At 36.2% G+C, this 23,245-nt stretch carries 22 protein-coding genes and 1 pseudogene; 10 read left to right on the top strand and 13 right to left on the bottom strand.

Annotated features, from left to right (window positions below; genetic code table 11):
* Nucleotides 1-32: 32 nt before the first annotated feature.
* Complete coding sequence (locus BW724_RS07720) at nt 33-560, bottom strand: Spo0B C-terminal domain-containing protein (protein WP_088074680.1); 528 nt, start codon at nt 558-560, stop codon at nt 33-35.
* 92 nt (nt 561-652) lie between these two features.
* Nucleotides 653-1,804 (bottom strand): sensor histidine kinase, encoded by a 1,152-nt coding sequence (locus BW724_RS07715; RefSeq protein ID WP_088074679.1) that lies wholly within the window; start codon nt 1,802-1,804, stop codon nt 653-655.
* A 257-nt stretch (nt 1,805-2,061) separates the two neighbouring features.
* Here BW724_RS07715 and BW724_RS07710 point away from each other — a divergent pair.
* A pseudogene (locus BW724_RS07710) lies at nt 2,062-3,017 on the top strand (agmatinase family protein).
* 91 nt (nt 3,018-3,108) lie between these two features.
* Here the strand turns inward: BW724_RS07710 and hemY are convergent.
* The 4 genes from hemY to BW724_RS07690 all read right to left on the bottom strand — a co-directional run bounded on the left by hemY (nt 3,109) and on the right by BW724_RS07690 (nt 9,164).
* Nucleotides 3,109-4,527, bottom strand: a complete 1,419-nt coding sequence (gene hemY / locus BW724_RS07705; protein WP_088074678.1) for a protoporphyrinogen oxidase — start codon at nt 4,525-4,527, stop codon at nt 3,109-3,111.
* On the bottom strand, nt 4,520-5,464 hold the full coding sequence (hemH, locus tag BW724_RS07700; protein ID WP_088074677.1) for a ferrochelatase: 945 nt from the start codon (nt 5,462-5,464) through the stop codon (nt 4,520-4,522). The genes hemY and hemH overlap by 8 nt, the downstream gene beginning before the upstream one ends.
* Before the next feature lie 29 nt (nt 5,465-5,493).
* Nucleotides 5,494-6,543 carry a uroporphyrinogen decarboxylase gene (gene hemE, locus BW724_RS07695; RefSeq protein WP_088074676.1) on the bottom strand — a complete coding sequence of 350 codons (1,050 nt, stop codon included), beginning with the start codon at nt 6,541-6,543 and terminating at the stop codon, nt 5,494-5,496.
* A gap of 452 nt (nt 6,544-6,995) precedes the next feature.
* Entirely contained in the window at nt 6,996-9,164 is a 2,169-nt protein-coding gene (locus tag BW724_RS07690; protein ID WP_088074675.1) for a transglycosylase domain-containing protein, read from the bottom strand.
* A gap of 335 nt (nt 9,165-9,499) precedes the next feature.
* Here BW724_RS07690 and BW724_RS07685 point away from each other — a divergent pair, with 335 nt between their 5' ends.
* Together BW724_RS07685 and BW724_RS07680 are read left to right on the top strand one after the other, a co-directional pair.
* Complete coding sequence (locus BW724_RS07685) at nt 9,500-10,243, top strand: cytochrome c biogenesis CcdA family protein (RefSeq protein WP_088074674.1); 744 nt, start codon at nt 9,500-9,502, stop codon at nt 10,241-10,243.
* Nucleotides 10,244-10,371: 128 nt separating this feature from the next.
* Nucleotides 10,372-11,550, top strand: coding sequence for a M20 family metallopeptidase (locus tag BW724_RS07680; RefSeq protein WP_088077759.1), 1,179 nt, complete (start codon nt 10,372-10,374; stop codon nt 11,548-11,550).
* A gap of 83 nt (nt 11,551-11,633) precedes the next feature.
* Here BW724_RS07680 and BW724_RS07675 read toward each other — a convergent pair whose 3' ends face one another.
* From BW724_RS07675 to BW724_RS07660, 4 genes are all read right to left on the bottom strand, one after another.
* The gene (locus tag BW724_RS07675; protein ID WP_088074673.1) at nt 11,634-12,377 is read right to left on the bottom strand and encodes an EcsC family protein; all 744 of its coding nucleotides are present in this window, start codon (nt 12,375-12,377) and stop codon (nt 11,634-11,636) included.
* Between the two features lie 40 nt (nt 12,378-12,417).
* Complete coding sequence (locus BW724_RS07670; protein ID WP_088074672.1) at nt 12,418-13,632, bottom strand: ABC transporter permease; 1,215 nt, start codon at nt 13,630-13,632, stop codon at nt 12,418-12,420.
* Nucleotides 13,625-14,371 (bottom strand): ABC transporter ATP-binding protein, encoded by a 747-nt coding sequence (locus tag BW724_RS07665; protein WP_088074671.1) that lies wholly within the window; start codon nt 14,369-14,371, stop codon nt 13,625-13,627. The genes BW724_RS07670 and BW724_RS07665 overlap by 8 nt, the downstream gene beginning before the upstream one ends.
* A 175-nt stretch (nt 14,372-14,546) precedes the next feature.
* The gene (locus tag BW724_RS07660; RefSeq protein ID WP_088074670.1) at nt 14,547-15,704 is read right to left on the bottom strand and encodes an MFS transporter; all 1,158 of its coding nucleotides are present in this window, start codon (nt 15,702-15,704) and stop codon (nt 14,547-14,549) included.
* 116 nt (nt 15,705-15,820) lie between these two features.
* On the opposite strand from BW724_RS07660, the gene BW724_RS07655 reads away from it, so the two are divergent.
* The 5 genes from BW724_RS07655 (at nt 15,821) to BW724_RS07635 (ending at nt 19,779) form a co-directional block, all read left to right on the top strand.
* Nucleotides 15,821-16,252, top strand: coding sequence for an HIT family protein (locus tag BW724_RS07655; protein WP_088074669.1), 432 nt, complete (start codon nt 15,821-15,823; stop codon nt 16,250-16,252).
* Nucleotides 16,253-16,443: 191 nt separating this feature from the next.
* On the top strand, nt 16,444-17,544 hold the full coding sequence (gene serC, locus BW724_RS07650; protein ID WP_088074668.1) for a 3-phosphoserine/phosphohydroxythreonine transaminase: 1,101 nt from the start codon (nt 16,444-16,446) through the stop codon (nt 17,542-17,544).
* A gap of 86 nt (nt 17,545-17,630) precedes the next feature.
* On the top strand, nt 17,631-17,996 hold the full coding sequence (locus BW724_RS07645) for a YtxH domain-containing protein (protein WP_088074667.1): 366 nt from the start codon (nt 17,631-17,633) through the stop codon (nt 17,994-17,996).
* A 309-nt stretch (nt 17,997-18,305) separates the two neighbouring features.
* Nucleotides 18,306-18,896, top strand: a complete 591-nt coding sequence (locus BW724_RS07640; RefSeq protein ID WP_088074666.1) for an HTH-type transcriptional regulator Hpr — start codon at nt 18,306-18,308, stop codon at nt 18,894-18,896.
* 337 nt (nt 18,897-19,233) lie between these two features.
* Nucleotides 19,234-19,779 (top strand): DUF3267 domain-containing protein, encoded by a 546-nt coding sequence (locus BW724_RS07635; RefSeq protein WP_088074665.1) that lies wholly within the window; start codon nt 19,234-19,236, stop codon nt 19,777-19,779.
* A 45-nt stretch (nt 19,780-19,824) separates the two neighbouring features.
* Here BW724_RS07635 and BW724_RS07630 read toward each other — a convergent pair whose 3' ends face one another.
* Nucleotides 19,825-20,397 (bottom strand): YpmS family protein, encoded by a 573-nt coding sequence (locus BW724_RS07630; RefSeq protein WP_176371338.1) that lies wholly within the window; start codon nt 20,395-20,397, stop codon nt 19,825-19,827.
* Between the two features lie 123 nt (nt 20,398-20,520).
* On the opposite strand from BW724_RS07630, the gene BW724_RS24045 reads away from it, so the two are divergent.
* Complete coding sequence (locus BW724_RS24045; protein ID WP_088074663.1) at nt 20,521-20,700, top strand: hypothetical protein; 180 nt, start codon at nt 20,521-20,523, stop codon at nt 20,698-20,700.
* Nucleotides 20,701-20,934: 234 nt separating this feature from the next.
* Nucleotides 20,935-21,807: a peptidylprolyl isomerase gene (locus BW724_RS07620; RefSeq protein WP_088074662.1), complete on the top strand. Its 873-nt coding sequence runs from the start codon at nt 20,935-20,937 to the stop codon at nt 21,805-21,807.
* Between the two features lie 85 nt (nt 21,808-21,892).
* Here BW724_RS07620 and BW724_RS07615 read toward each other — a convergent pair whose 3' ends face one another.
* Complete coding sequence (locus BW724_RS07615; RefSeq protein WP_088074661.1) at nt 21,893-22,147, bottom strand: sporulation YhaL family protein; 255 nt, start codon at nt 22,145-22,147, stop codon at nt 21,893-21,895.
* 121 nt (nt 22,148-22,268) lie between these two features.
* Entirely contained in the window at nt 22,269-23,228 is a 960-nt protein-coding gene (gene yhaM, locus BW724_RS07610) for a 3'-5' exoribonuclease YhaM (RefSeq protein ID WP_088074660.1), read from the bottom strand.
* Between the last annotated feature and the right edge of the window lie 17 nt (nt 23,229-23,245).

Below are 23,245 nucleotides of genomic sequence, written 5' to 3'. Positions count from 1 at the left end.
ACTTTCACCTCGTTATTAGTTTAAACAAAATATCAGATGGATAAGCAAATATAACAACCATATTTATCCCATTCCAAATGATCAATTTTTTCGTTATACAGTTTTCTAAAATCTTTCATCATTGTTAACCATTGATCATTTTCAGATATATCACCTTGAAAATCAAATTCCACCCGTATTCCATCATTATCATTTAGTGTTAACAATAATTGATTATCATAGCCAGGCTTGGCGGATGTATCTAAGATCTCAAAAATATGTTCACATAATTGAAGGACATCCCCTTCTAAATCTGACCAATCTCCTTGAGCCAAAACCTCAAACGACAAGATATAAGGATGTTTTCCCCAATTAAAAGTCAAGAGCTTTTCCGTTAACAGCTCTGTATTTAGGTTAGTTAAATGACTTTCATTTTTTGATTGATGTACAATTTCATCAATTAAATTATGTACCTTTTCAATCCTTCCTATATCTAAATTCCCTTTAATTAACTGTAATTTATTCAACCAATCATGGCGGTAATGTCGTAAAACATCAACAACATTCCAGTCTTTATCCATACAAACACTCCTAGCCGCATCATAGCATCGCCCTATATCATACCACAGTAAAATCCCACAACTCACTCTTTTTTTATGTTTTTGTAGGATTTTTATATATTTATTATTTGCTCCCTCGGAAATTTTAACATAAAGGTTGTCCAACTACCTTCAGAAATGCATATGATTTCTCCTTGATGTTTTTCAACAATTTGTTTGGTTATTGATAACCCAAGACCTTTTCCTAACTCTTTTGTACTTACAAAAGGATCAAATATACTGTCCTTTAATACGTCAGGTATTGGTGGTCCATTATTAGATACAATAATGACAATATCCTCATCTAACTTTAGTTCAATTTTTAATTTACGGCCCTTCTCCTTCATCAATAGAGCCTCAACTGCATTTTGAATGAGTTTATAAAACGCTAGCTTAATTTGTTCCTCCACACCGTTTATGATCCGATCTTTTTCAAGCTTTACATCTAATTGTATATTGTTATCAATCAATAATAGATGAAATGTCTGAATAGCATTGACTATTAAAGAAACAGAGGAGATTCGTTGTATTTTATAATCTTGATGAGTTTTATAACTAGATAAAAAGAGTAATTGATTCACCTGATTTTCCAATTCATTAATTTCATGATTAATATATTGAAAATACATTTTTTCATCCGTGACTTTTTTCAATCTACTCTCTAGTAATTGAACAAACCCTTTAATCGAAGTTAAGGGATTTCTTAGTTCATGTGCGAAGCTGTTTGATAATTTTGAGAGTACTTGCGTTCGTTCTCCCTGTAGTTTCTTTAAGTTCTTTTCTTGCTCTTGAATTAATTCCCTTTCATTATCTAGTTCTTCTTCTAAATCTTCTATTAACAAATGCATCGTATAACTCTGAAGTTCAAAAATAAACTGTCCTAACTGAGTAATACCCTCCAACTTTAAATCATAATTTATAGGAAGACTCTCAATCTTTATTTGAAAATATTTGCGTATTTCATTCAAAACGACAGAAATCATTTCAGTTGTAATTTTATTATTTTTAGCATACAAGTTAAGTTCTTGTCCTAGTTTTTTTAAATCAGTTTTTTCAATCTCTGAATAACGTAATAAAGTATCGACTATTTTGGGCACACAAAAAGACAGACCTTCCACCACATCTTCTTGACAATGTAAGGCTTTTTCAATACTTTCACTTAATTCATTAATCATGTTAACTCTCTCATTAATTAAACTTGAAAACAGATCGGCTTTTTGTAACATTAGTTAAAAATTCCCTTCACCCAAGTTTTCTGTACTTAGTATAAGACAAAATATGTCTTAAAAGCGGAATAAATTTCCGACAAGAATACCACCAAAACTCCACACTTACCTACTATTAGCTCTGATATGACTCACTTAGACAAGAAGTCGGTGAATTCACTCTAATTAACGACAAAGTTTTTGAAAACAATTTGTTTAAAAGACCCTTATTAATCTATTAAGAGGGTATTAGTAACTGAAAAGGGGGAATCGTTTTTATGAATAAAATGATTTACGGCAATACACCATGCTTTTAGGCAGTGAAAATTTAGTACAGTCTAAAAACCTCTCAAATATGGATGTCATTTTCTACGGTGTTCCTTGGGAAGGGGCCGTTACATGGGGAGATTACACTGGCTGTGAATTAGGTCCAAAGGTGATGAGATTATGCTCAGAACGATATAGTGGCTATTTACCTGAACTTAATCACATTAATATATTTGATCACCTTACTTTAGGTGACTTAGGAGATGCAAAGGTCATTCCTGCTGAACCCGTAATAACGAATAATATGATTAAAGATTTTGCGAAGAATGTTTGGAAAACAAATGCATTCCCAGTCGCATTAGGTGGGGACCACGGTATAACATATCCAATTATTAAAGGACTTGTGGAAAAATCAAAAAAGAGTGTAGGTATTATTCATCTTGATGCCCATTACGACAATAACGAACACTCATTAGGGGACCCTTTCGGTAGAGGTGCACCCTTTGCCCGACTTTACGAAACAAAAGGTGTAAGAAACGAAAGTATTGTTCATATGGGAATACACGGTCCTCGAAACAAACCGGAGAATGGTAAATTAGCCCAACAAATAGGGGCCACAACAATGACGATTAGTGATATTAGAAATGCAACGGATTTACGAGAGTTAGCAAGGAAAGCATATGATCTCGCTGCCAAAAATACCGATGCTGTTTATTTGAGCATTTGTAGTGACGTCCTAGACCATGCATTCAATCCTGGTGGGCCAGTAGATGCAAATGGATTAACGAGTTTTGAACTACTAACTATTGTTAATGAGGTTTGTAAGCAAGGAGTTGTTGGAATGGATTTTGTGGAAGTTTATCCACAACAAGATTGCAATAACTTTAGTTCTCACTTCGCAAGTACGCTCGTACTCTACGCCTTAGCTGGAGAAATAGAACATAGAAAAGAAAAAAATGAAATATGAAGAAAAGAGGCTGAGACAAAAGTGTTTTAGTAATGTTCGTCTTCCCTGCTAAACACATAAGTTATATCCCAGCCTCTATCCATATCATTTGTTATAGTAACGATTTTGCAACAGCTTCTGCTGTTTCTTTCCCTTGGTTAATACAGTCTGGAATACCAATTCCTTTAAAAGCACCACCTGTGATATGCACATTTGGCAGCTCTTTATGAAGGTCCACGTACATCTGTTTCAATCTTTCTAAATGACCAACTTCATACTGTGGCATTGATTTTTTCCAACGTTTAACGATGTGGAAGGACGGCTTTCCGTCAATCTCCATTATTTTGCTGAGGTCCTTCATCACAGCTTCCACAATCTCTTCATCTGATTTATATACGATTTCTTCATCACCTGCACGCCCAACATAACCGCGTAATAGGGCATACCCCTCTGGTGTAGAGTGCTCCCATTTTTTATGTGTCCATGTACATGCCGTGATGGAATAATCTTTTTTACTAGCTACCACAAAACCAGACCCATCAATATCCTTCTTAATAGCCTCTTTTTCAAAAGCTAAAACAACAGTTGCTACAGATGTCGAAGGGATTTCATTCAGCGGACTCACTGCTTTATGGTCTTTTAGAATTTCATATGTTACATGGTGTGGTGTAGCGAAAATGACTCGATCTACCGTATCTGTTTTACCATCTTCAAACTCAAGTAAGTAAGAACCACTATTATCCATTTTAACTGAAATTAGTTTTGTATTCTTTTTCACACAGTCGCCCAAGTGAGATTCCACAGCTTCTACTAAAGACATTAATCCTCCATTTTTTAAAGAGTAAAACATACCAGGTGATTTACCACCCTTTTTACCTTGTGGAGAACCAGATTGTCTTTTTGCAATAGATGATTTCATTCCCACGATTAGACTTCGATATTTAGCTTCTATTTGCTGGAAATGTGGAAAAGTTGCCTGCAAACTAATTCGATCAATATCACCAGCATAAATCCCAGATAACAGTGGATCAATTAAATTATCCACAACTTCATTTCCTAATCTTCGTCTAAAGAAACTACCAAGTGATTGATCTCCCCCATCACTTGAGGTTCTTCCTCGTAATAGGTCACCTGCTGCTCGAATCTTTCCAACTGGTGAAATTAATTTAGTTTTAAGGAATGGCCCCCATTGTGTTGGAATACCAAATATGGCGCCACCTGGCATTGGATAAAGAGTACCATCGCGAAGTATATAAGATTTGCCTGCACTGTTTCGGACAAGGTCACCATCTATTCCCACTTCTTTTGCTAACTGTGCTGCACTAGGCTTCCTTGCTAGAAATGAATCTGGCCCTAGTTCAATGACAAAGCCATCACGATACTCTGTTTGAATTTTTCCACCAAGTTTCTCTGAAGATTCGTATAAAACATATTCAGCATTTAAACCATTTTCTATTTCACGTTGGAGATAAAAAGCTGCACTTATGCCTGTAATTCCTCCACCAATAATAGCAACTCTTTTTTTACCCATTTCCTTGAGTATCTCCTAATAGGTTTTCAATTACAGTTGCTAGTGTATCAATAAACTCTGGTTGGGCGTTAGGCATCGCAGGTCGATAATAACCTACTCCCAGTTCGTCTGTTACAACTTTACATTCATAATCATTATCATATAAAACTTCTAAATGATCAGCTACGAAGCCAACCGGACAGTATACAAATGCAGCATATTTTTCTTTTTCATATAAGTCGCGAGTTAAGTCCTGTACATCTGGTCCAAGCCAAGGCTCTGGTGTATTCCCTTCACTTTGCCAACCAATTGCATAATTTTTCACACCTGCTTTTTCAGCAATTAATGCAGCTGTTTTTTCCAGTTGCTTTGGATATGGATCACCATGTTGTAAGATTTTCTCAGGAAGGCTATGTGCGGAAAATACCACTACATGGTTTTCCTGTTCCTTAGGTGTCATTTTTTCACGAGTTAATTTAATTTGATTAGCCCAATAGTTAATAAACTTTGGCTCATCATACCAGCTATCAACACTCTTAATCTTTGGTCCACCAATACTTTCTGCTTCTTCCTTTGCACGGCCATTATAGGATTTTACACTGAAAGTTGAGTAATGAGGTGCTAGTACAATACTCACTGCTTCCTCAATCCCATCTTCCTTCATTTGATGAACTGCATCTTCGATGAATGGATCAATATGTTTGAGACCTTGATAAGAGCGAAATTGAATGGAATCGTACCTACGGTTTAATTCTTCCTCTAGTTTCTTTGTTTGCTCTTCTGTAATTTTAGCTAATGGTGAGATCCCACCAATTGCTTCATAACGTTCAGTTAAATCATCTAATTGTTCTTGGGATGGTTTTCTACCTCTTCGAATATGTGTATAGTACGCTTCCACTTCATCTAAACTACGTGGAGTACCATAAGCCATTACTAATAACCCCATTGTTTTTTTCATTTTTACACACCTCTCTATGAGATAATTATTTACTTCATTGATGCTATCTTTTCTGCTGAGTACTCGTGTACAAAGCTAGTTAATCGCTTGAGTGTTTCAGGTTTTATTTCTGGGAAAACCCCATGGCCTAGGTTAAAAATAAAGCCTGGTTGACTAATCCCTTGGTCGATTATTTCCTTAGCTTTTTCTTCAATGACATTCCATGGAGCCATTAGAACACATGGATCTAAGTTACCTTGCACTGCTTTCGTTATTCCATCTTGCCTTGCTTCCCTAATCGGGTAACGCCAATCTAGTCCTACTACATCTACATTAAGATCATGCCAATCTTTTGTTAAATGTCTAGCACCCACACCAAATGTAATTAATGGGACTCCTTCTCCCCTTAATTCATTAAAAATTCGTTCCATTACTGGTTTTACAAATGTTCTATAATCCTGTTGGTTTAATGCACCAACCCAAGAATCAAATATTTGTATGGCTTGTGATCCTGCATTTATTTGCGCTTTCACATAGGAAATAACCATATCACCTAACTTGTCCATAAGAAGGAACCAAGCTTTAGGATCTGAGTACATAAGTCCTTTCGTTTTATTGTAATTCTTAGATGGACCGCCCTCAAGCATATAGCTTGCAAGGGTAAATGGGGCCCCACTAAAACTAATTAAAGGTACATTAAGCTGACTTCGTAGGATTTTTATTGTTTCTAAAACAAAGTCAACATCTTTTTCTGGATTTATGGTTCCGAGTCTCTCCACGTCAGCAAGGGATTGAATCGGATTATGTATTACTGGTCCAATACCTTGTTTAATTTCAACATCCACTCCAATCGCAGGTAGTGGTGTCATGATGTCTTTATATAAAATGGCAGCATCATTATTATATTGGTCTACTGGAAGCTTTGTAACATAAGCGCATGTTTCAGGTTGATGCGTAATTTCTTCTAACGAATACTTCTTTTTCAATTCTCGATATTCCGGCTGAGACCGCCCTGCTTGACGCATATACCAAACAGGCACATGGTCTACAGTTTCCTTTCTACACGCTCTTAAAAATTGATCATTAAATTGACTCGTCATATACTAAACACCCCTCTAAAAAAGTATAAAAAATTTCTTATATTAAATTGATTAGGCTGTTTCCTATTTGGTTAATTTATTTCCTTAGAAAAATAATATAAATCGCTTTAACTATACTAATTGTTAGTATCGTTTGTACACTAAACTGTCCGTCTTCTTGCAAATTCGTTATATTCTTTATAGTTTAAATAGTTTTATTATTCTGTTAAGTTAAAGCTGACTAAAAAGGCTATTTTAACCTAGAGTTTGTTAGGCTACCGTGAAAATAAGTCTCGTTTGAACAAAACCCATAAAAAAATGAAAAGGACTGGGACATAATAGTAGTCTTTTATTGAAAATAAGAACTATGCACTCCTTACGGAAATATATTGCTGCCTATGCATATTTACGTTCCGTTTTTCAATAGAAACACTCGTCCCAGCCTCTGAATTAATTACTCTTCATTATCTTCGTTAAGAAGCATTATCTTCTTGTGAGAACAACCTAAATTGCGCTTTTACAATATTAGATGGATCCCCTTCCTTATTCGTTTGCGGATTAAACGGTACGACAACATAAGATTTAGATGAGAAAACATTTACTCCTTCTTGAATAGTAAATTTATTTTCACCCACAACTTCTCCTATTTTCTCTTTACCGTCTTCTTTCTTTTCATATATATAGTAGTGAAGCCGATCGTCCTCACTGCCAGACCATTGGAGGTTAACATTCGTTCCACGCCAACTTAATGACATATTAGCGGTCAAATCTTCAATTGCTACAATTCTTATAGGATCTTCGAGATCTACTACAAAAGACGGCCTTTCAAATGCCATTAATCTATCATCCAGGCTTGTGTTCCCTATAATATTTTTAAATAATTCAGTTGGAACACTACTGCTACTCGTTAAGTAATGTTCTTTATCTGTTGAATCGTATCCCATCCAGACAACTCCAGAGTATTCAGGTGTAAAGCCAGCAAACCAAATATCACGTGCTCCTCCTGCAACTTCTCCAAAAGAAGTTGTACCAGTTTTACCTGCTAACGGACCGTTATAACTTCCAGCAGTGCCTGTTCCCTCTTTAACAACCGCTTCAAGCATTCTTGTCATATACCAGGCTGTTTGCGGAGAGAGTACTTCTCTTTCTTCGACTGTTCTACTTGCAATTAGCTCACCATTTCTATCATATATTTCCCTAATAAAATAAGGTTTTCGGTAAATACCATTGTTTGCATAGGCTCCATAAGAAGCAGCAATCTGTAATGGACTCATTCCATGGCGAAGTCCGCCTAAAGCTATTGCCAATCCATCTTCTTCTAAATGAATGTCTTGTTTCGCTAGACTATCCTTAGCTGTATCAATGCCTACTTCATTTAGTAACCATACTGCTGGGGCATTAACGGAGTCTTTCATAGCATCATACATTGTAATTTCCCCTGAGTACTTACTATTATAATTTCGTGGCATATATCCCTCATAGTCCATGAGTTCATCCTTTAATAAAGAATATGGTTCATAGTGACCTGTCTCTATAGCTGGTGCGTAGACCGCCATCGGTTTAATAACAGAACCAGGTTGCCGTTGGGCAGTTACACGATTAAAGCCTCTTCGGACATAATCACGTCCTCCTTGGGCCGCAATCACTCCTCCAGTTTCATTATCTATAAGAACAAAGCTCCCCTCAACCTGTCTTTCTCCAGTCGTTGACGGGAAATTTGCACTATCTTGAAACTCCTGGAAAGATACCTCCTGTAATTGTGGGTTCATTTCCACTACAATGCGATACCCCCCTTTTAAAATCTCATCCTGGGTTAACCGATATGTTTTCTCTGCCTCATCTAAGACTAGATCTACATATGCTAGGTATGCAGGGTTATCTGTCAGTTGGTTTTTCTGCGTTGGGATTGTTTTCCCTTGCAGTCGTACTGCCTCTTCTGCGCTTAAAAACCCACGTTGTTCCATTAAGCTCAATACTAAGTTCCTTCTCTTCATACCACGTTCTGGGTTTTGAATTGGGGAGTAATTGTTAGGACCTTTCGGAAGGGCAGCTAATAAAGCTCCCTCATCAATCGTCAATTCCTTAACACTTTTGTCAAAATATAGTTGGCTCGCCGTTTCAATCCCATGAGCGCCATGTCCAAAATAAATTCGGTTAAGGTACATTTCTAATATCTCATCTTTTGAGTACCTGTACTCTAAGTTAACAGCTATTAAAACTTCTTTCGTTTTCCTTAGCCATGTTTTATCATTTGTTAAGAATACATTCTTTGCTAATTGCTGAGTAATCGTACTTCCACCTTCAGCCTTTGACTGAGACACAATGTCTCGGTATAGCGCTCTACCTATAGCCCTTAAATCAAATCCACGGTGATTGTAAAAGCGATGGTCTTCCACTGCTATAAAAGCATGAATAACATGTTCTGGTACATCTTCTATTGAAACCAGTTCCCGATTTTCTATATATAGCTTCGTGATGAGATTCCCCTCAGGGTCTTCCACAGATGTAGCAGCATTCATCACTAATTCTTTATTATCAATCGCATAATTACCAAATAATATAATTCCTAGATAAAGAGAAAAACCTACTATAAAAATAGATACGAAAAAAACAATTCCAAATATCAGTCTCTTTTTCGACATCATTTTCACCCCCTAATTTACTATCATACTTTACTTCACATTATTTGAATATCAGTTTTAAAAAATGACCCTTCTATTGAACAATGTTGATTTTCACTTTAGGTACTCCCTAATTGCATGTATATTTATTGTTTACGAATTCACTCGAATAATGTTTCATTTCACAAAAAAGTTAGCACTATACTTAGCTAGCCAAAACCTGATAAAAAGTCTTGTAGCATTCTTCTCTTGTTGCATATACTTTGTACTGACACCTAGAGATATACTATACTTACATATAACGATGAAATCACTTACTCCGTTTCTCGGGGTGTTGTAATATTGGAGGGCCACTCATGGTAATTTTAAGTATTTTTTATATTGAACAATTTACATTTGTAGGATTGTGGATTGCTTTATTTGCAGGTGCAGTTTCATTTTTTTCTCCTTGTGTGTTCCCATTGGTCCCAGCATACGTGGCGCAGCTAACGGGAAGTACCATTGAAGATAACCAAGTAAAAGCAGACCGTAAACTCATTTTAACTAGGAGCATTGGCTTTATCATTGGTTTCACTTCCATTTTTTTAATTCTTGGAGCTTCCTCTTCATTTATTGGAAACCTGTTCTTAGAAAATAGATTCTTATTTGAAAGACTCGGTGGAATCATTATTATACTTTTTGGTCTCCAACTAATGGGCATCTTTAATATTACTTTTTTATTAAGTGAAAAGCGTTTAACTACACCAAAGAAATCGACTAGTTTTGGCCGTTCTATTTTGTTTGGTTTAGTTTTCGCTGCTGGTTGGTCGCCTTGTATCGGCCTAGTTTTAGGTTCCATATTAACATTGGCTGCACAGGGAACTACATTTAGTGCTTTATTGTTACTTTTAATGTATTCCGTAGGATTAGGCGTCCCATTTTTACTAGTTGCACTTCTTTATTCTAAGTCTCTTGATAAGATTCGGAACATCAATCGATATCTGCCAGTTATACAAAAAATAAGTGGTGGAATTATGGTTCTTCTAGGCGTAATGCTATTTACAGGGTTATTTGCAAGAATGGCAGCTTATCTCTCACAATTCATTCCATTTAACATTTAGTAATTCTTTTAGTCATCTTAAGGCTAGCTGTTAAGGACAGTTCCTTAAGATGATTTTTTTTCAAAAGGGATTGGAGCATACGTGACGTATGTTTTAATAATGTAGTAAAAAGGAGATGAAAACTAATGATTGAAAAACTAAACGAACAGCTAGACCATGCATATGATGAGATGGTGTCCGTCCGTAGGTATTTACATCAATATCCAGAACTATCACACCATGAAGTTGAAACACCTAAATACATTGCAGAATATCATCGCAAGTTAGGTCACGAAGTAAGGGAAGGTGTTGGTGGACGTGGTGTTGTAGCAACATTAAAAGGAGCAAAACCTGGGCCAACCATCGCTTTACGCGCTGACTTCGATGCTCTTCCAATGCAGGACGAAAAGGACGTACCGTATAAATCGAAAGTGCCAGGGGTTACTCATGCATGTGGACATGATGGACATACTGCCACGTTACTTATATTGGCAAAAGTGTTAAATGGTCTTCAGCAGTCCTTTGAAGGAAATGTCGTATTTATTCACCAGCATGCAGAAGAATTAGAGCCTGGTGGAGCAAGACCAATGATTGAGGATGGCTGTCTTGAAGGCGTGGATGTCATTTTTGGTACACACCTCTGGGCTCCTACTCCCTTAGGTAAGATTGAGTACAACACTGGCGCATTAATGGCTGCAGCAGATCGGTTTGAAATCACGATTAAGGGGAAAGGTGGACATGGGGCACAGCCGCATGATACAAAAGACTCGATCCTTCTAGGTGCACAAATCGTTCAATCATTGCAGCAAGTTGTCAGTCGCCGTACTGATCCACTTGATTCTGCCGTTTTAAGCATCGGATCCTTCGTTGCAGACAATGCCTTTAACGTCATAGCCGATAGTGCGAAGATTATTGGAACCGTGCGTACTTTTGATGAAGCAGTGCAAGAGCGTATTGCCGAGGAAATGGAGCAAATCATTGAAGGAAATGCTAGGAGCTTTGGTGCAAAGGCAGAATTACACTATACAAAAGGTTATCCTGCGGTAATTAATCATGAGGAAGAAGCTAATTTTGTAAGTGAAGAAGCTAGTAAAACGCCAGGTATTGATGAGGTGGAACATGCAAAACCACAAATGGGTGGTGAAGACTTCAGTTATTATCTTCAACATGTTAAAGGCGCTTTCTTCTTTACTGGCGCAAAAAATCCTGAATGGACAGAAGTGTATCCACATCACCACCCTAAATTCGATATTGATGAGAGGGCAATGCTTCACGCCGCAAAGGTACTTGGAAGACTTACGATAGAAGCTTTTTCACGATATAAATAATGCAATTTCCAATATGAAAAGGAGTCCCCTAAAGTCACATACAAATGATTTTAAAGGGCTCCTTTACATATTTGTAGGGGTCTCTAAAGACTTCTTTGTTCAACGAGCCTGTGACGGAAGCTGTTTTTCGCATGATAAGAGAGAATATCTAAATAGTTATAATTTGCAACCGCCCCAACAATGGCACCAAAACCAGGTATTAATTGAAGGGTCTTAGGGAGGTCAATAAAATCCCTATATTCTAACTGAAAGGTCTTCCAATCAATAGATTCCAAATAAGAAGATTCCTCTTTAGGGAGAGATTCACGCTCCTTCTCCCAAGAGGTTATTTTGTTAAATACTTCTCTCTTCTTTTCCTCTTTTGAGAAAGCCAATTGGAATATGGATAACAAAAATAACCTTTCCCGATAGTCCTTTACATCATACCCATAAATCTTTGCAGCATCGAATAAAAACTTCATTTTTATACTTAATAAGAGGGGGAAGTCTGCTAAACCAAGAAATATTCCTCCCGCACCTGTCCCTGCCCCTTCAAGAGCTGCAGTTCTTTTATACATCTCAATTCGTTTTTCTAAGACCTTCTCCCGCTCTTCAATTGATAGGTCCTTCAAAATCTCTTGATCTGATAAATAATCACTACCTGTTAACGTTGCCTTCATCATATACTTCACACTTTCAGCAACCGTTTGGTGAAACCGCTCTGGTACTTTATTATTAATTTTATTTTGCCAATTTTTAGCAAACCTACCTGATATAGAACCTCTTTGAAGAGATTTCCTCTCCCACCGAAGAAGCTCACGCTGAATTTTTTCACCGTAGTCAGTCATAGTAGCACCCCTTTATCACTGACATATGAGTTAATTCACCTTATAGTGAATAAGTTTTTGGTAAACGGAGTCTACTACTGTACAAATAGACAAGCATCGTTAAAATCACTCCAAGTAACCCGTCCATGACACCAAAGAATATCACTAGGCCTAAACCAAAGACAACTGCTTGAACAGTACCAAGTGACAGCATCCAAAACTGATGACTCTTCAATTTCACTTTCTCTGAAACTGGATATAAGTCAGCCATACTACTAGTTGCAAAGTGATTTTTTAACGTTTCGACCTGTAGGGCTGTCATATATGCAAATACGATAATTAACAGCCATCGCCCCCAATCAATTTGGACGACACTAAGGAACAGGAGACCGATTAAAGTAAGCCTTAAGTAGATACCAAAATAATCTCTCGACCTAACGAAAGCCCTGCTGAATAAATATCGGTACACATGAGATTGTCCATAAGAAACCAATCTGAATAATGGAGAGAGCCACGCTCGTTTTCTTACTTTCGACTTTAAAGCTGGTACATCAGTAAAAGAATTAGCTATACGATAAAAAGTCATGACTGTGCTGTCTTCAATATCAACTAAACGCTCCCATTTTAAGCTATGCACCTTTGATAAGCGATAGAAGTAGCCTATGTAAAACAAAAGTAGTGCAACTGCTATACCTATTACAATTAATATTGATTGCAGGGAAAAGATTGCATATACAGTAACGGCATTCAAACCAAACCTAAGCATTGTATGCATGAAGTAACGATTTTTCTCCTGTATACGCTGTTCCTCAAATCCTGTTGCAAGATTCCAGAGTTTCAAAGCACTTAGTAAGAATATCACTGAAAAAACGAGTGATCCTGATGGATATATTCGATCTGCAAAAAGAGGTGACAGTACAAGCATTAAAAGCGCAATCCATAATGTTTCCATCATCCAACTATAGAAAATAGCTGAGCGGAAATAACTATCCATCTTCCCTTCCCGAGGTGTTAGAAAAAATAGATCACCAGGCTTGGCAAATGTCCTAACTCTTCCACGAGTTATTAACCATGTGAATACAACTGTAAAAAATAACGTAGCTGGAAATGTTTCAGGTAACCATTCTAGAAACTGTCCATAATAATAGCTTCCAAAAACAAATAGTAAATAAATCGTAAATAAAAACCCGCTATTCCCTATGAGTTTCAAGTACTTTATAGCCATTTCCCAATATTCGCTTCTGCGTCTCGTCCATAATCCCTTTTCATCAATCATTTTTATCTTCCTTTGTCATCTCAACATATATTTGGTCTAGGTCCGCACCATGCATATTGGACTGTGCTTGCAACTCCTGCAATGTCCCCTTTAAAATTACTCGTCCATTATGGAGGAGGATAAATCTATCACAGTACTTTTCAGCAGTTGCCAGTATATGAGTGGACATTAAAATTCCACATCCCTTTTCCTTCATTTCTACCATTCTGTCAAGAAATGATCGTATTCCAATTGGGTCTAAACCGACAAAGGGCTCGTCCGCCACATAAAGGGAAGGGTGGACTAAGAGCGCACACATAATCATTACTTTTTGGCGCATTCCTTTTGAAAAATGACTAGGAAACCACTTCACCATTTTTTTCATTCTGAACTCTTCCAAAAGTTCGTTCGCACGTTCTTTAAAGGTAACTTCCTTTAAGCCATAAGCCATGGCTGTTAGTTCTAAATGCTCCCAAAGGGTCATCTCTTCGTATAGAAGTGGCATCTCAGGGATGTAAGCAAGCCCTTGTCGATAATCATCTTTGTCTTCAGACCAAGTTCTTCCCATAAGACGAACATCACCTTTATGAGGTTCCATTAATCCGAGAATATGTTTTATTGTCGTACTTTTCCCAGCGCCATTCAGACCGATCAAACCTACAATTTCATGAGCATTAACTGAAAATGAGACATCATGTAGTACAGGGCGGCTCCGTTGGTAACCACCTGTTAAGTTACTTATCTTTAAAATTTCACCCATTGCTTCGTCTCCTTTTTAGCTGGATAGTTTTTTATAAATCATACTGTAATCAGAAGTATATTATTGTTAGCTGCAACTTTAATTCCATCTTTTACTATATCTGATTCTTACATTCTTGAAAAGTGGTTCGACGTCAACATAATATAGTAGATACAATTTTATAATTTCCTCCCTCTTATTCAAGAACTACAGGTGATTTTTTCTCAATAGATAAGTACTTTATTCCAATGAAGGTCACTGCCAGCATTAAGACAATCCAAGCAATAAAATAAGGTGACAAATTGTCCCTTATAAGACCTGACACAAATGGTGCTGTAATTGTCCCAACTGAAAAGACAGCGGAAAGAAAAGCAAATGCTTTCCCTCGATTTGCCTCTTCAATATTTTCAGTTAACAGCGTCATCATGGCTGGAAAAATGATCCCCGAAGCAATTCCAAATAGAAATAGTGTCCATAAAGATGGAATTGTTGTAGAGAACATCATCATTGCAGTAGAAGTAGCCATTATTAACAAACCTAACACTGTTCTAAACTTAGCAGATATTCGATGGAGAAGAACAATACCTAATATAAAGAAGGTACCTACCCCTATCATTCCAGCCATTTTACCCACATTATCCTTGGGTATTCCATTCTCTACCGTTAGAAAGGGTAATTCATACATAAGAGTACCTTGGGCAAACATAATCGCAAAGGCGGTCAAAAACACAGGATATAGGCGCTTATATGAAAGAAGTGAAAATACTCCTCCGTTACTTTGGCCTTGTGATCTTACTGTTTTCGTTTGTGGCAAGAAGCGTACAGCTAGTAAAAATGCCAGAAACGTTGTAAAGCTAATAGCATAATAGGCACCATCTGCCCCATAACGCTCACCTAGCCACCCTCCTAAAACAGGTGCAATGGTCATGGCTGCAGTAACCATTAATGTATTCATGGCCATGTTTTTACTTTGCTCTTTGCTATTCTTCGCAAAAGTTGCGAGCATCGTCATACATGCAGGAGTTAAAAATGCTAAGATTAGTCCATTAATTACTCTCAGAGTAAAAAGATGAGTTGTTTCCATGATAAAAGTATGGGCAAATAATGAAATAGATAAAAAGAATAATGGAAAAACTATAAAACCCCTTACACCCAGTCGATCAATGGCTGATCCAGCAAGAAGGTTTCCCCCTAGGTTGACAAATGAAGTGACGCTAAGCATGATCGCCACAAGCATACTACCTGCACCTAACGATACTGCTAATGGTGTAAAAACAGGAAATTGCATGTGTATACTTATGAAAATAAGAAACAATATGAAATATAGAACAACTTTTGGTTGTAAATGTCTCAAGGCTCATCCCTCCTCGTTTCAATCTATGAGGACAACTATTAACTTAGACTAGCCTTCTTTTCCATTCCCTGGTCAAATATGGTAACATAGAGAAAAATTACTGTGAGGTGTACAAGATGACGACAAAACAAGATTGTATTTTTTGTAAAATAAAATCCGGTGATATTCCGGCAGCACAGGTCTACGAGGATGATAAGGTTCTAGCTTTCCTAGACATAAGTCAAGTTACTAAGGGGCATACCCTTGTCATTCCAAAAAAGCATGAAGAAAACGTATTCGAGCTTTCTGAAGAAACGTCAACAGCATTGTTTTCAGCAGTTCCTAAAATTGCTCGGGCGTTGAAAGCAGCATATGAGCCAGTTGGACTTAACATTTTAAATAACAATGGAGAAGAAGCAGGACAGTCTGTTTTCCACTATCACCTTCACCTCATTCCTCGCTATGGAAAAGGAGACGGCTATGGTGCCGTTTGGCATGATCATAGTAGTAAATACACAAATGATCAGCTTCAGGAGATGGCAAAGGAAGTTGCAGCAAAAATATACTAAAACACATAGCCATCCTTTCAATAACAGGATGGCTTCTTTTGTATCCTAGTTTCATGTTAGTCATTCCTGAGTTTTTTTTCACAGTAAGCAATTGTTGAAATTTATTGTCTTTTTTAAAAAAACATTTGATTTTTTGGAGGATTCAGATAATCTATAAAGAATAGATCTTTAATAAGGATGGAGGAGAAATAATGGTTACAACAGCATCATCAACTTTTAATTTTAACGCAGGTCCAAGTGCCCTTCCAAAGGCAATCCTGGAAAAAGCTCAGAATTCTATGTTTAATTACAAAAAATCAGGGTTGTCGGTGATGGAAATGAGTCATCGTAGTCCTTTATATGAGGAAATTCATTTTGGCGCCCTTAACAAGGTTAGGTCAATCCTTTCAATTCCTGAAGAATTTGACATTTTGCTTCTTCAAGGTGGGGCAAGCCTTCAATTTGCAATGATACCTATGAATTTTTTACCTAAAGACAAAAAAGCTGCTTACCTGATGTCTGGTTCTTGGTCTGAGAAAGCTTTGAAAGAAGCAAGAAGTATTGGACAAGCCTATGAATTATCTACATCAAAGGATAATAAGTACAAAAGTATCCCTAACCCGAATGTTGAAGGGGTAGAAGAAAATACTGCATATATACACATCACATCAAACAATACAATTTATGGTACACAATGGCCTGAGTTGCCTAAAGAATTTGGCAATCAACCTGTATTTGTTGATGCATCAAGCGATATCTTTAGCCAACCTATAGATTGGGATCATGTGGATCTCGTTTATGCGGGTGCACAGAAAAACGCTGGACCATCAGGGATTACTGTTGTGATTATTCGAAAGGAATTAATGGAAAAAGCGAATAAGGATATTCCAGCAATCCTTTCTTATAGCACTCATGCGAAAGGTGATTCTTTATATAATACACCTCCAACAGCAGCAATCTATATGCTTGGACTTATGATGGATTGGCTTGAAGAACATGGTGGAATCAACGGTATACAAAACATTAACGAGAAAAAGGCTTCTCTACTTTATCAAATGATCGATGAAAGCAACGGTTTTTATAAGGGACATGCTACAAAAGATTCAAGATCAAAAATGAATGTCACATTTAATCTACCAACTGAAGAGCTAGAAAAGGAATTTTTAAATCAGGCTAAGGCTCGGGGATTTGTGGGACTGAATGGACATAGATCCATCGGTGGCTGTAGAGCTTCCATTTATAATGGCGTCCCATTTGAACATGTAAAAAAACTAGTGGAGTTTATGGAAGAGTTTAAATCCAACAACGCTTAATATGTTACCTAACTTTTAAGTAAATAGGTTTTGGCAAAACACCATATTACCTTGTCAAAGCCAATCTATAAAAAGGGTGAGCTAAAATGAATAAAACTTATCTCTGTGGATTGTTATTCGGGGGTGCCATTGCTGGAGGCGTTGCATATTACACAAACCCCACAGCTCAAGAAAAAATTACAAAATGTTATCACCAGACAAAGGAAATTGTAATTTCAAGCTGGGAAACTTTAAAAAAAGATATGGAAGCTACCGCTAATCTTGATATTTATCAGTTAAGGGAAACTGCATTAGAAATATGGCATGAGAAATTCCCACAGTTTCGTGAAAGATTTCGTCAACTACAGGAAGACATGGCTCCATATATGGACGATTTAAAGGATCTACTTATTGAGCTTAAAGAGTTATTAATCAAAATGCAGGATCAGTTAAGAAACTTAAATAAGGTTTAATGTTATCGGAGCAGATGGGAATTTAATTATCATTCCCCTGCTCTTTTCTTTTTCATACACAATTCTTCAAACGACTATATTGGAATTAAATGCACTGATAAATAAAAAACTCTCAATAATTTTCAGAAAATACTGAAATGGTGTTGAGAAAAAATATTACATTGTGTTATGATGTTATTATCATTTTCTTAGTAAAATAATGAATACTTAGAAAATTCAATTTACTTTATGGAGTTGCAGTGCTAAACTACGACATATATATTACTTAAACTATATAAATTTTTAATAAAACATGAACGGAGGGGCGTTATGGATCAGCAATCAGTACATTCTATTAAACAATCCATAATGTTTAATCATAAGGTTGCACAGCTAAGTAAGGCATTATGGAAGTCAATTGAAAAGGATTGGCAATCTTGGATTAAACCGTATGACTTAAACATTAATGAACACCACATTCTATGGATTGCATATCAATTAGAAGGGGCTTCTATTTCTGATATCGCAAAATTCGGTGTCATGCATGTTTCCACTGCATTTAATTTCTCGAAGAAGTTAGAAGAACGGGGGTTACTCACTTTTTCAAAGCGACAAACAGACAAAAGGAATACGTATGTGTATTTGACTGAGGAGGGTGAGGAACTGTTTATAAGAACACTTGAAAGTTACAATCCAACAACGTATGGGGTTTATAGCGGGTCCCTCCCTATTAAAGAACTGTATGGAAAATTCCCTGAATTCTCTGAGGTTATGAGTATCATTAAACATATTTATGGACCTGATTTTATGAGTATATTTGAAAGCTCTTTATCCAAGCTAGACTCCGACTTTATTGAAGAAGGTGGAAAACTAATTTCGACGAACTCTAAGCTGGATGAAAAGGAAGCACATACTCCATAACCAAAATCATCTACACATGTTACTTGTTCACTATAACTTTTAACCGGACCTTAGTCCGGTTTTTTGTTTTTCTAAAACTGTTTAGTCGAAACCATTATAAAAGAAAGCTTTACGCAGGCATGTTATACTCCTCAATTTCTCTCGGCAAAGAAAACACTGGGAAGAATGAGAAGTTGTCACACTTGTGTACCTTGCGTGAAAGGGAATGGACTGTAGCGATCACCAACACATTTTTTGTATTTTCATCGTAGACATAAAAATATTTAAAAAACCCCTTGATTTTTTGTCATAGAAAGCGTAAATTACTAAGAGTGATTCTTCGGAAGGAGGGGTAAAAATGAATTGTTGGAAAACAATTTCCATAGATCATGAATTTGGAAGAGAACGATTATGGTTTATGTCTATCTCCATGGCCCTATTATATTTTATATTTTTTTTCGTATCGTTTAGAACATTTTACTCAGCCCCTCCGTTAATGGATTACGGGCTTGGTTTTCTATTATTTTCATTAGCTGTTATTATCCCACTCCATTTAATATTACATTGTCTTCCCCTTTGGATTGCTGGGAAGAAGGCAACTTTTGGAGTAAGGAGAAAATTTTGGCCTTTCTTTTATTACTCATCTAAAGGACCTTTATCTAAACAACTAGCTATCACATCTATATGTGCACCTATTCTTGTAATAACCCTTGTAAGTATAAGTGCAGTGATTATATTTCCAGAATGGCTTCACTATATAGCCATGATGTCTGCTTTAAACTTTGGCCTTTGTATGTACGATCTTTTAACATTGAAGCATTTGAGAACTGCACCTAAAAAGGCTTATTTTGAAGAGCACCGTGACGGGTATCATATACTATACAATAATCAAAACATAAAATAGAAGAGGTTGGGACAAAATTTTATGACATATCCCAGTCTCTTCTTTTTATTTTGTAATTATCGTTAGCTTAACAACGTCCTCCTCTAAATCAAACTGCTCCATTAAAATATGGAAGTCTTCACTTATTCCATCGAATAAATCCAAATAAATTGCTGACTCTTCTGGATAAACAATTACCCAATCTGGCAGGTCTGCTGCCGTAGCAATAACTTGAAATATTTTTTCTGATGGTAAATTAAAATTTCCAATTGTAAATGAATGTTTAATCAATTTAACATTCCCTTTACTCATCACATTAGGTTCAAATTGCATTTGTAAAGGAACTTGAAAACCAAATATATTTAAATCCATTTCAAAATGAACATAATTATCTATATATACTTGGAACTGCTCTCCTTCTTTCTCTAATTCATTAGTAATCAACTTATTTATTTGATCTTTTGTTGTTGTAACCATAAATTCTGCACCGCCACCGATACTTTGATTTTCAGAGGAAGGTTGCTCTTTTGTTTGGTAATTACTAATACCACTTAACCATACACAAAAAGTAATTACCATAACAGCAATGATTGAATGAGATATGATAAATGCGATTTTCCAACCGTTTCTTTTTTTCATCATTTAACCTCTTCTTAAAAAATAGATTTATTATAACTATTTTTTTGCCACAATCCTATTCAATCTAAACATAATTTGTTAAAGTAAAGTATAGGGTCACCAAAAACTAACGGAGGTTAGCAGATGTATATACCATTTTTTCTTTTCGCTATTTTTTATTTGTTTATGATTAACTCAATGACAAACTCCTTATGTATACAAAAGGAAATACCTGAAGAACGACAAATTAAGGTATTCCGTACCATTAACGTCTTAATAACTATTCTATTAACTTCCTCTTATTTTAGAATTTTCATAGCATAGTAAATGAAGAAACAAATTTCTAATCAGTATTACTGATTTTGAATTTGTTTTTTCTATGCAAAAAAAGCTTATAATTAATTGTAATATGGGCAATTTATTACATTATAATGGCTGTTATTTATATCAAAACCGCAAATAAATTGTCGATTTTACAAATAAGTAAGCATTTTCAAAGCCTTTGTCCTATGGTATAGTTATGAATGTTCGTTAAAAAATCATAATGAGGTGAACTTCGTGAGAAAAGCATTACTATTTATTACTGCAGTCTTATTATTACTACTAGCTGCATGTAACAACGACAATACAAACGCCCAAGATGGGAAAGTTATTGTAGAATCAAGTGTTGGTAATATAACGGAAGAAGAATTAATCGAAGTTTTAAAAGATACTTATGGTGTAGCAACTTTAGAAAACATTCTCCATGATAGAGTACTGCAACAGCATGCAGAGGATTTCGATATCACTGAAGAAGATATTGATTTAGAAATTGATAATTTAAAAGAAACCTTCGGCATCCAAAATGAAGCTGAATTTATGGATTTATTACAAAGACAAGGCTTAAATAGCGAAGAAGAATTACGTACTATGATCTTAAGTCATTTAGTATTAGAACACCATATTGGACATGTTGGTGATGCATCAGAAGAGCAACTACGCGAAGAGTATGAATTAGGTGAAGAAGTGGAAGCGCGTCACATCCTTGTCGAAGAAGAAGAAGAAGCGCAGGAATTAATTGATCGCATTCAAGCTGGAGAAGACTTTGATGCTTTAGCTAGAGAATATTCCATAGAACCAGGTGCAGAGGAATCAGGTGGAAACCTAGGATTTTTCCGCCGTGGGCAAATGTTAGCTCCTTTTGAAGAAGCTGCTTTCGGTTTAGAAGTAGGAGAATTGAGCGAGCCAGTACGTTCGTTCTATGGTTATCATGTTATTGAAGTAACTGATCGTAATCCTTTTACTGATGATTTTGAAGAAGTGGAACGTATTTTAGAAACTGCATTCAATAACCGTAAAGCACATAAAATGTCACAGAAACAACAAGAATTGTTTCAGGATCTTGAAATAAATGTACTTGACGAACAATATAGTGAACTTGTAGAAGAGTAAAATAAGCAAAAGGTTGTCACTGGTATCTCATACCAATTGACAACCTTTTTTAAAACACTTTTGTCCTTCGGTGCTAACATTTATCTCAATGGAACGCTTTCCGTTCTCTTTTATATTTCTCCAAAAAATGCTTTCCCTCGGCTTCTATGATTTTATCCTCCTTACTTCTCTCGTCCACTATGGTATATATAAACATTACTCCTGAAAATACAATTCCTAAGAATACCATATAGACCCACCAAGGAGATGAAGCCCCTACTGTTGATAAAGATAACAATCTCATTACGAAAACTAGAAACAAGCCGCCTATTAAAGAGAATACCACCGTAATTGGATTCATTTTTCTGCATCCTTTCTATCAATAATCTATTATCTATTATCTATCAATACGATAGGACAGTAGATTTTATGCTAGAAAGATAAAAAAGATTTTTCAGCGCATCAAAAAACGATTATTTTATTTAATATTCTAATGGTTTTTCGTGAAATGACGGTTTATATAACGTTCTGTTTTCCATTGGGAAAATTCTTTCACTAAACTCGCCAGGCATTACATGTTCAAGGGCCCTATCCATCATATTCATTTTGGCATCTACATTATCTATCATATGAAGAATTTCCGCTTCCTTAATTAATGGTGGTTTTGGACTTCCCCACTCACTTTTTCCATGATGACTTAGAACCATATGTTGTAATACTAGGACTTCCTCACCATCTATCTCCAATTCTTTAGCAGCCTCACCAATCTCATTTACCATCAAAGTGATATGACCTAAAAGTTTTCCTTCTATTGTATATTCAGAAACGATTGGACCAGACAGTTCTCGTACCTTCCCTAAGTCATGTAGAATAACCCCAGCATATAAGAGATCCTTATCTAGTGAAGGATATAGATTAGCGATGCTTTTAGCTAGGTCTAGCATTGATACAACATGATATATTAAGCCAGATACAAACTCATGGTGATTTTTAGTGGCTGCTGGTGACTCTAGCAGTTTTTCTTGATGCTTTTTCACCAGATGTCTTGTCAATCTTTGAATCTTGGGATTGCTCATTTCAAAAATATATTGAATGACCTTATCCAACATATCGTTAGGGTCTAGAGGTGCGGACGGGAGGAATTCTGCAATTTTAACTTGATCCATCCCTGTTGTTGGTCTAATAGATTTGATTTTCAATTGCCTCATACCTCTAAAATCCTGAATATCACCTTGAATATGCACAATGACCGTGCTCACAAAAGTCGTTTCGTCCTCTGGCGCTATTCCCCATAGCTTTGCTTCTATTTCGCCTGTTTTATCAGATAGTTGAAGGGTCAAAAATGGTTTTCCGTTACTTGCAATTCCTTTTTTTGATGACTTTATTAGTAAATAAGTTTCAACACTATCCCCGACCTGGTGGTGATTAATTCCACGCTTCATATTGTTTTCCCCCCTAT

The organism is Litchfieldia alkalitelluris (assembly GCF_002153425.1).
Lineage (GTDB): Bacteria > Bacillota > Bacilli > Bacillales > Salisediminibacteriaceae > Evansella > Evansella alkalicola.
This window is presented reverse-complemented; position numbering and strand designations above follow the sequence as displayed.

What these genes read in the sequence shown, in the direction of transcription:
- BW724_RS07630 (WP_176371338.1), bottom strand. Translation starts at nt 20,397, where the DNA reads ATGAAAAAAAGAAACGGTTGGAAAATCGCATTTATCATATCTCATTCA.
- BW724_RS07670 (WP_088074672.1), bottom strand. Translation starts at nt 13,632, where the DNA reads ATGATTGATGAAAAGGGATTATGGACGAGACGCAGAAGCGAATATTGG.
- BW724_RS07615 (WP_088074661.1), bottom strand. Translation starts at nt 22,147, where the DNA reads ATGAATCCAATTACGGTGGTATTCTCTTTAATAGGCGGCTTGTTTCTA.
- BW724_RS07715 (WP_088074679.1), bottom strand. Translation starts at nt 1,804, where the DNA reads ATGTTACAAAAAGCCGATCTGTTTTCAAGTTTAATTAATGAGAGAGTT.
- BW724_RS07675 (WP_088074673.1), bottom strand. Translation starts at nt 12,377, where the DNA reads ATGACTGACTACGGTGAAAAAATTCAGCGTGAGCTTCTTCGGTGGGAG.
- BW724_RS07720 (WP_088074680.1), bottom strand. Translation starts at nt 560, where the DNA reads ATGGATAAAGACTGGAATGTTGTTGATGTTTTACGACATTACCGCCAT.
- BW724_RS07640 (WP_088074666.1), top strand. Translation starts at nt 18,306, where the DNA reads ATGGATCAGCAATCAGTACATTCTATTAAACAATCCATAATGTTTAAT.
- serC (WP_088074668.1), top strand. Translation starts at nt 16,444, where the DNA reads ATGGTTACAACAGCATCATCAACTTTTAATTTTAACGCAGGTCCAAGT.
- BW724_RS07685 (WP_088074674.1), top strand. Translation starts at nt 9,500, where the DNA reads ATGGTAATTTTAAGTATTTTTTATATTGAACAATTTACATTTGTAGGA.
- BW724_RS07635 (WP_088074665.1), top strand. Translation starts at nt 19,234, where the DNA reads ATGAATTGTTGGAAAACAATTTCCATAGATCATGAATTTGGAAGAGAA.
- BW724_RS07655 (WP_088074669.1), top strand. Translation starts at nt 15,821, where the DNA reads ATGACGACAAAACAAGATTGTATTTTTTGTAAAATAAAATCCGGTGAT.
- hemH (WP_088074677.1), bottom strand. Translation starts at nt 5,464, where the DNA reads ATGAAAAAAACAATGGGGTTATTAGTAATGGCTTATGGTACTCCACGT.
- BW724_RS07665 (WP_088074671.1), bottom strand. Translation starts at nt 14,371, where the DNA reads ATGGGTGAAATTTTAAAGATAAGTAACTTAACAGGTGGTTACCAACGG.
- yhaM (WP_088074660.1), bottom strand. Translation starts at nt 23,228, where the DNA reads ATGAAGCGTGGAATTAATCACCACCAGGTCGGGGATAGTGTTGAAACT.
- BW724_RS07645 (WP_088074667.1), top strand. Translation starts at nt 17,631, where the DNA reads ATGAATAAAACTTATCTCTGTGGATTGTTATTCGGGGGTGCCATTGCT.
- BW724_RS07690 (WP_088074675.1), bottom strand. Translation starts at nt 9,164, where the DNA reads ATGTCGAAAAAGAGACTGATATTTGGAATTGTTTTTTTCGTATCTATT.
- hemE (WP_088074676.1), bottom strand. Translation starts at nt 6,543, where the DNA reads ATGACGAGTCAATTTAATGATCAATTTTTAAGAGCGTGTAGAAAGGAA.
- hemY (WP_088074678.1), bottom strand. Translation starts at nt 4,527, where the DNA reads ATGGGTAAAAAAAGAGTTGCTATTATTGGTGGAGGAATTACAGGCATA.
- BW724_RS24045 (WP_088074663.1), top strand. Translation starts at nt 20,521, where the DNA reads ATGTATATACCATTTTTTCTTTTCGCTATTTTTTATTTGTTTATGATT.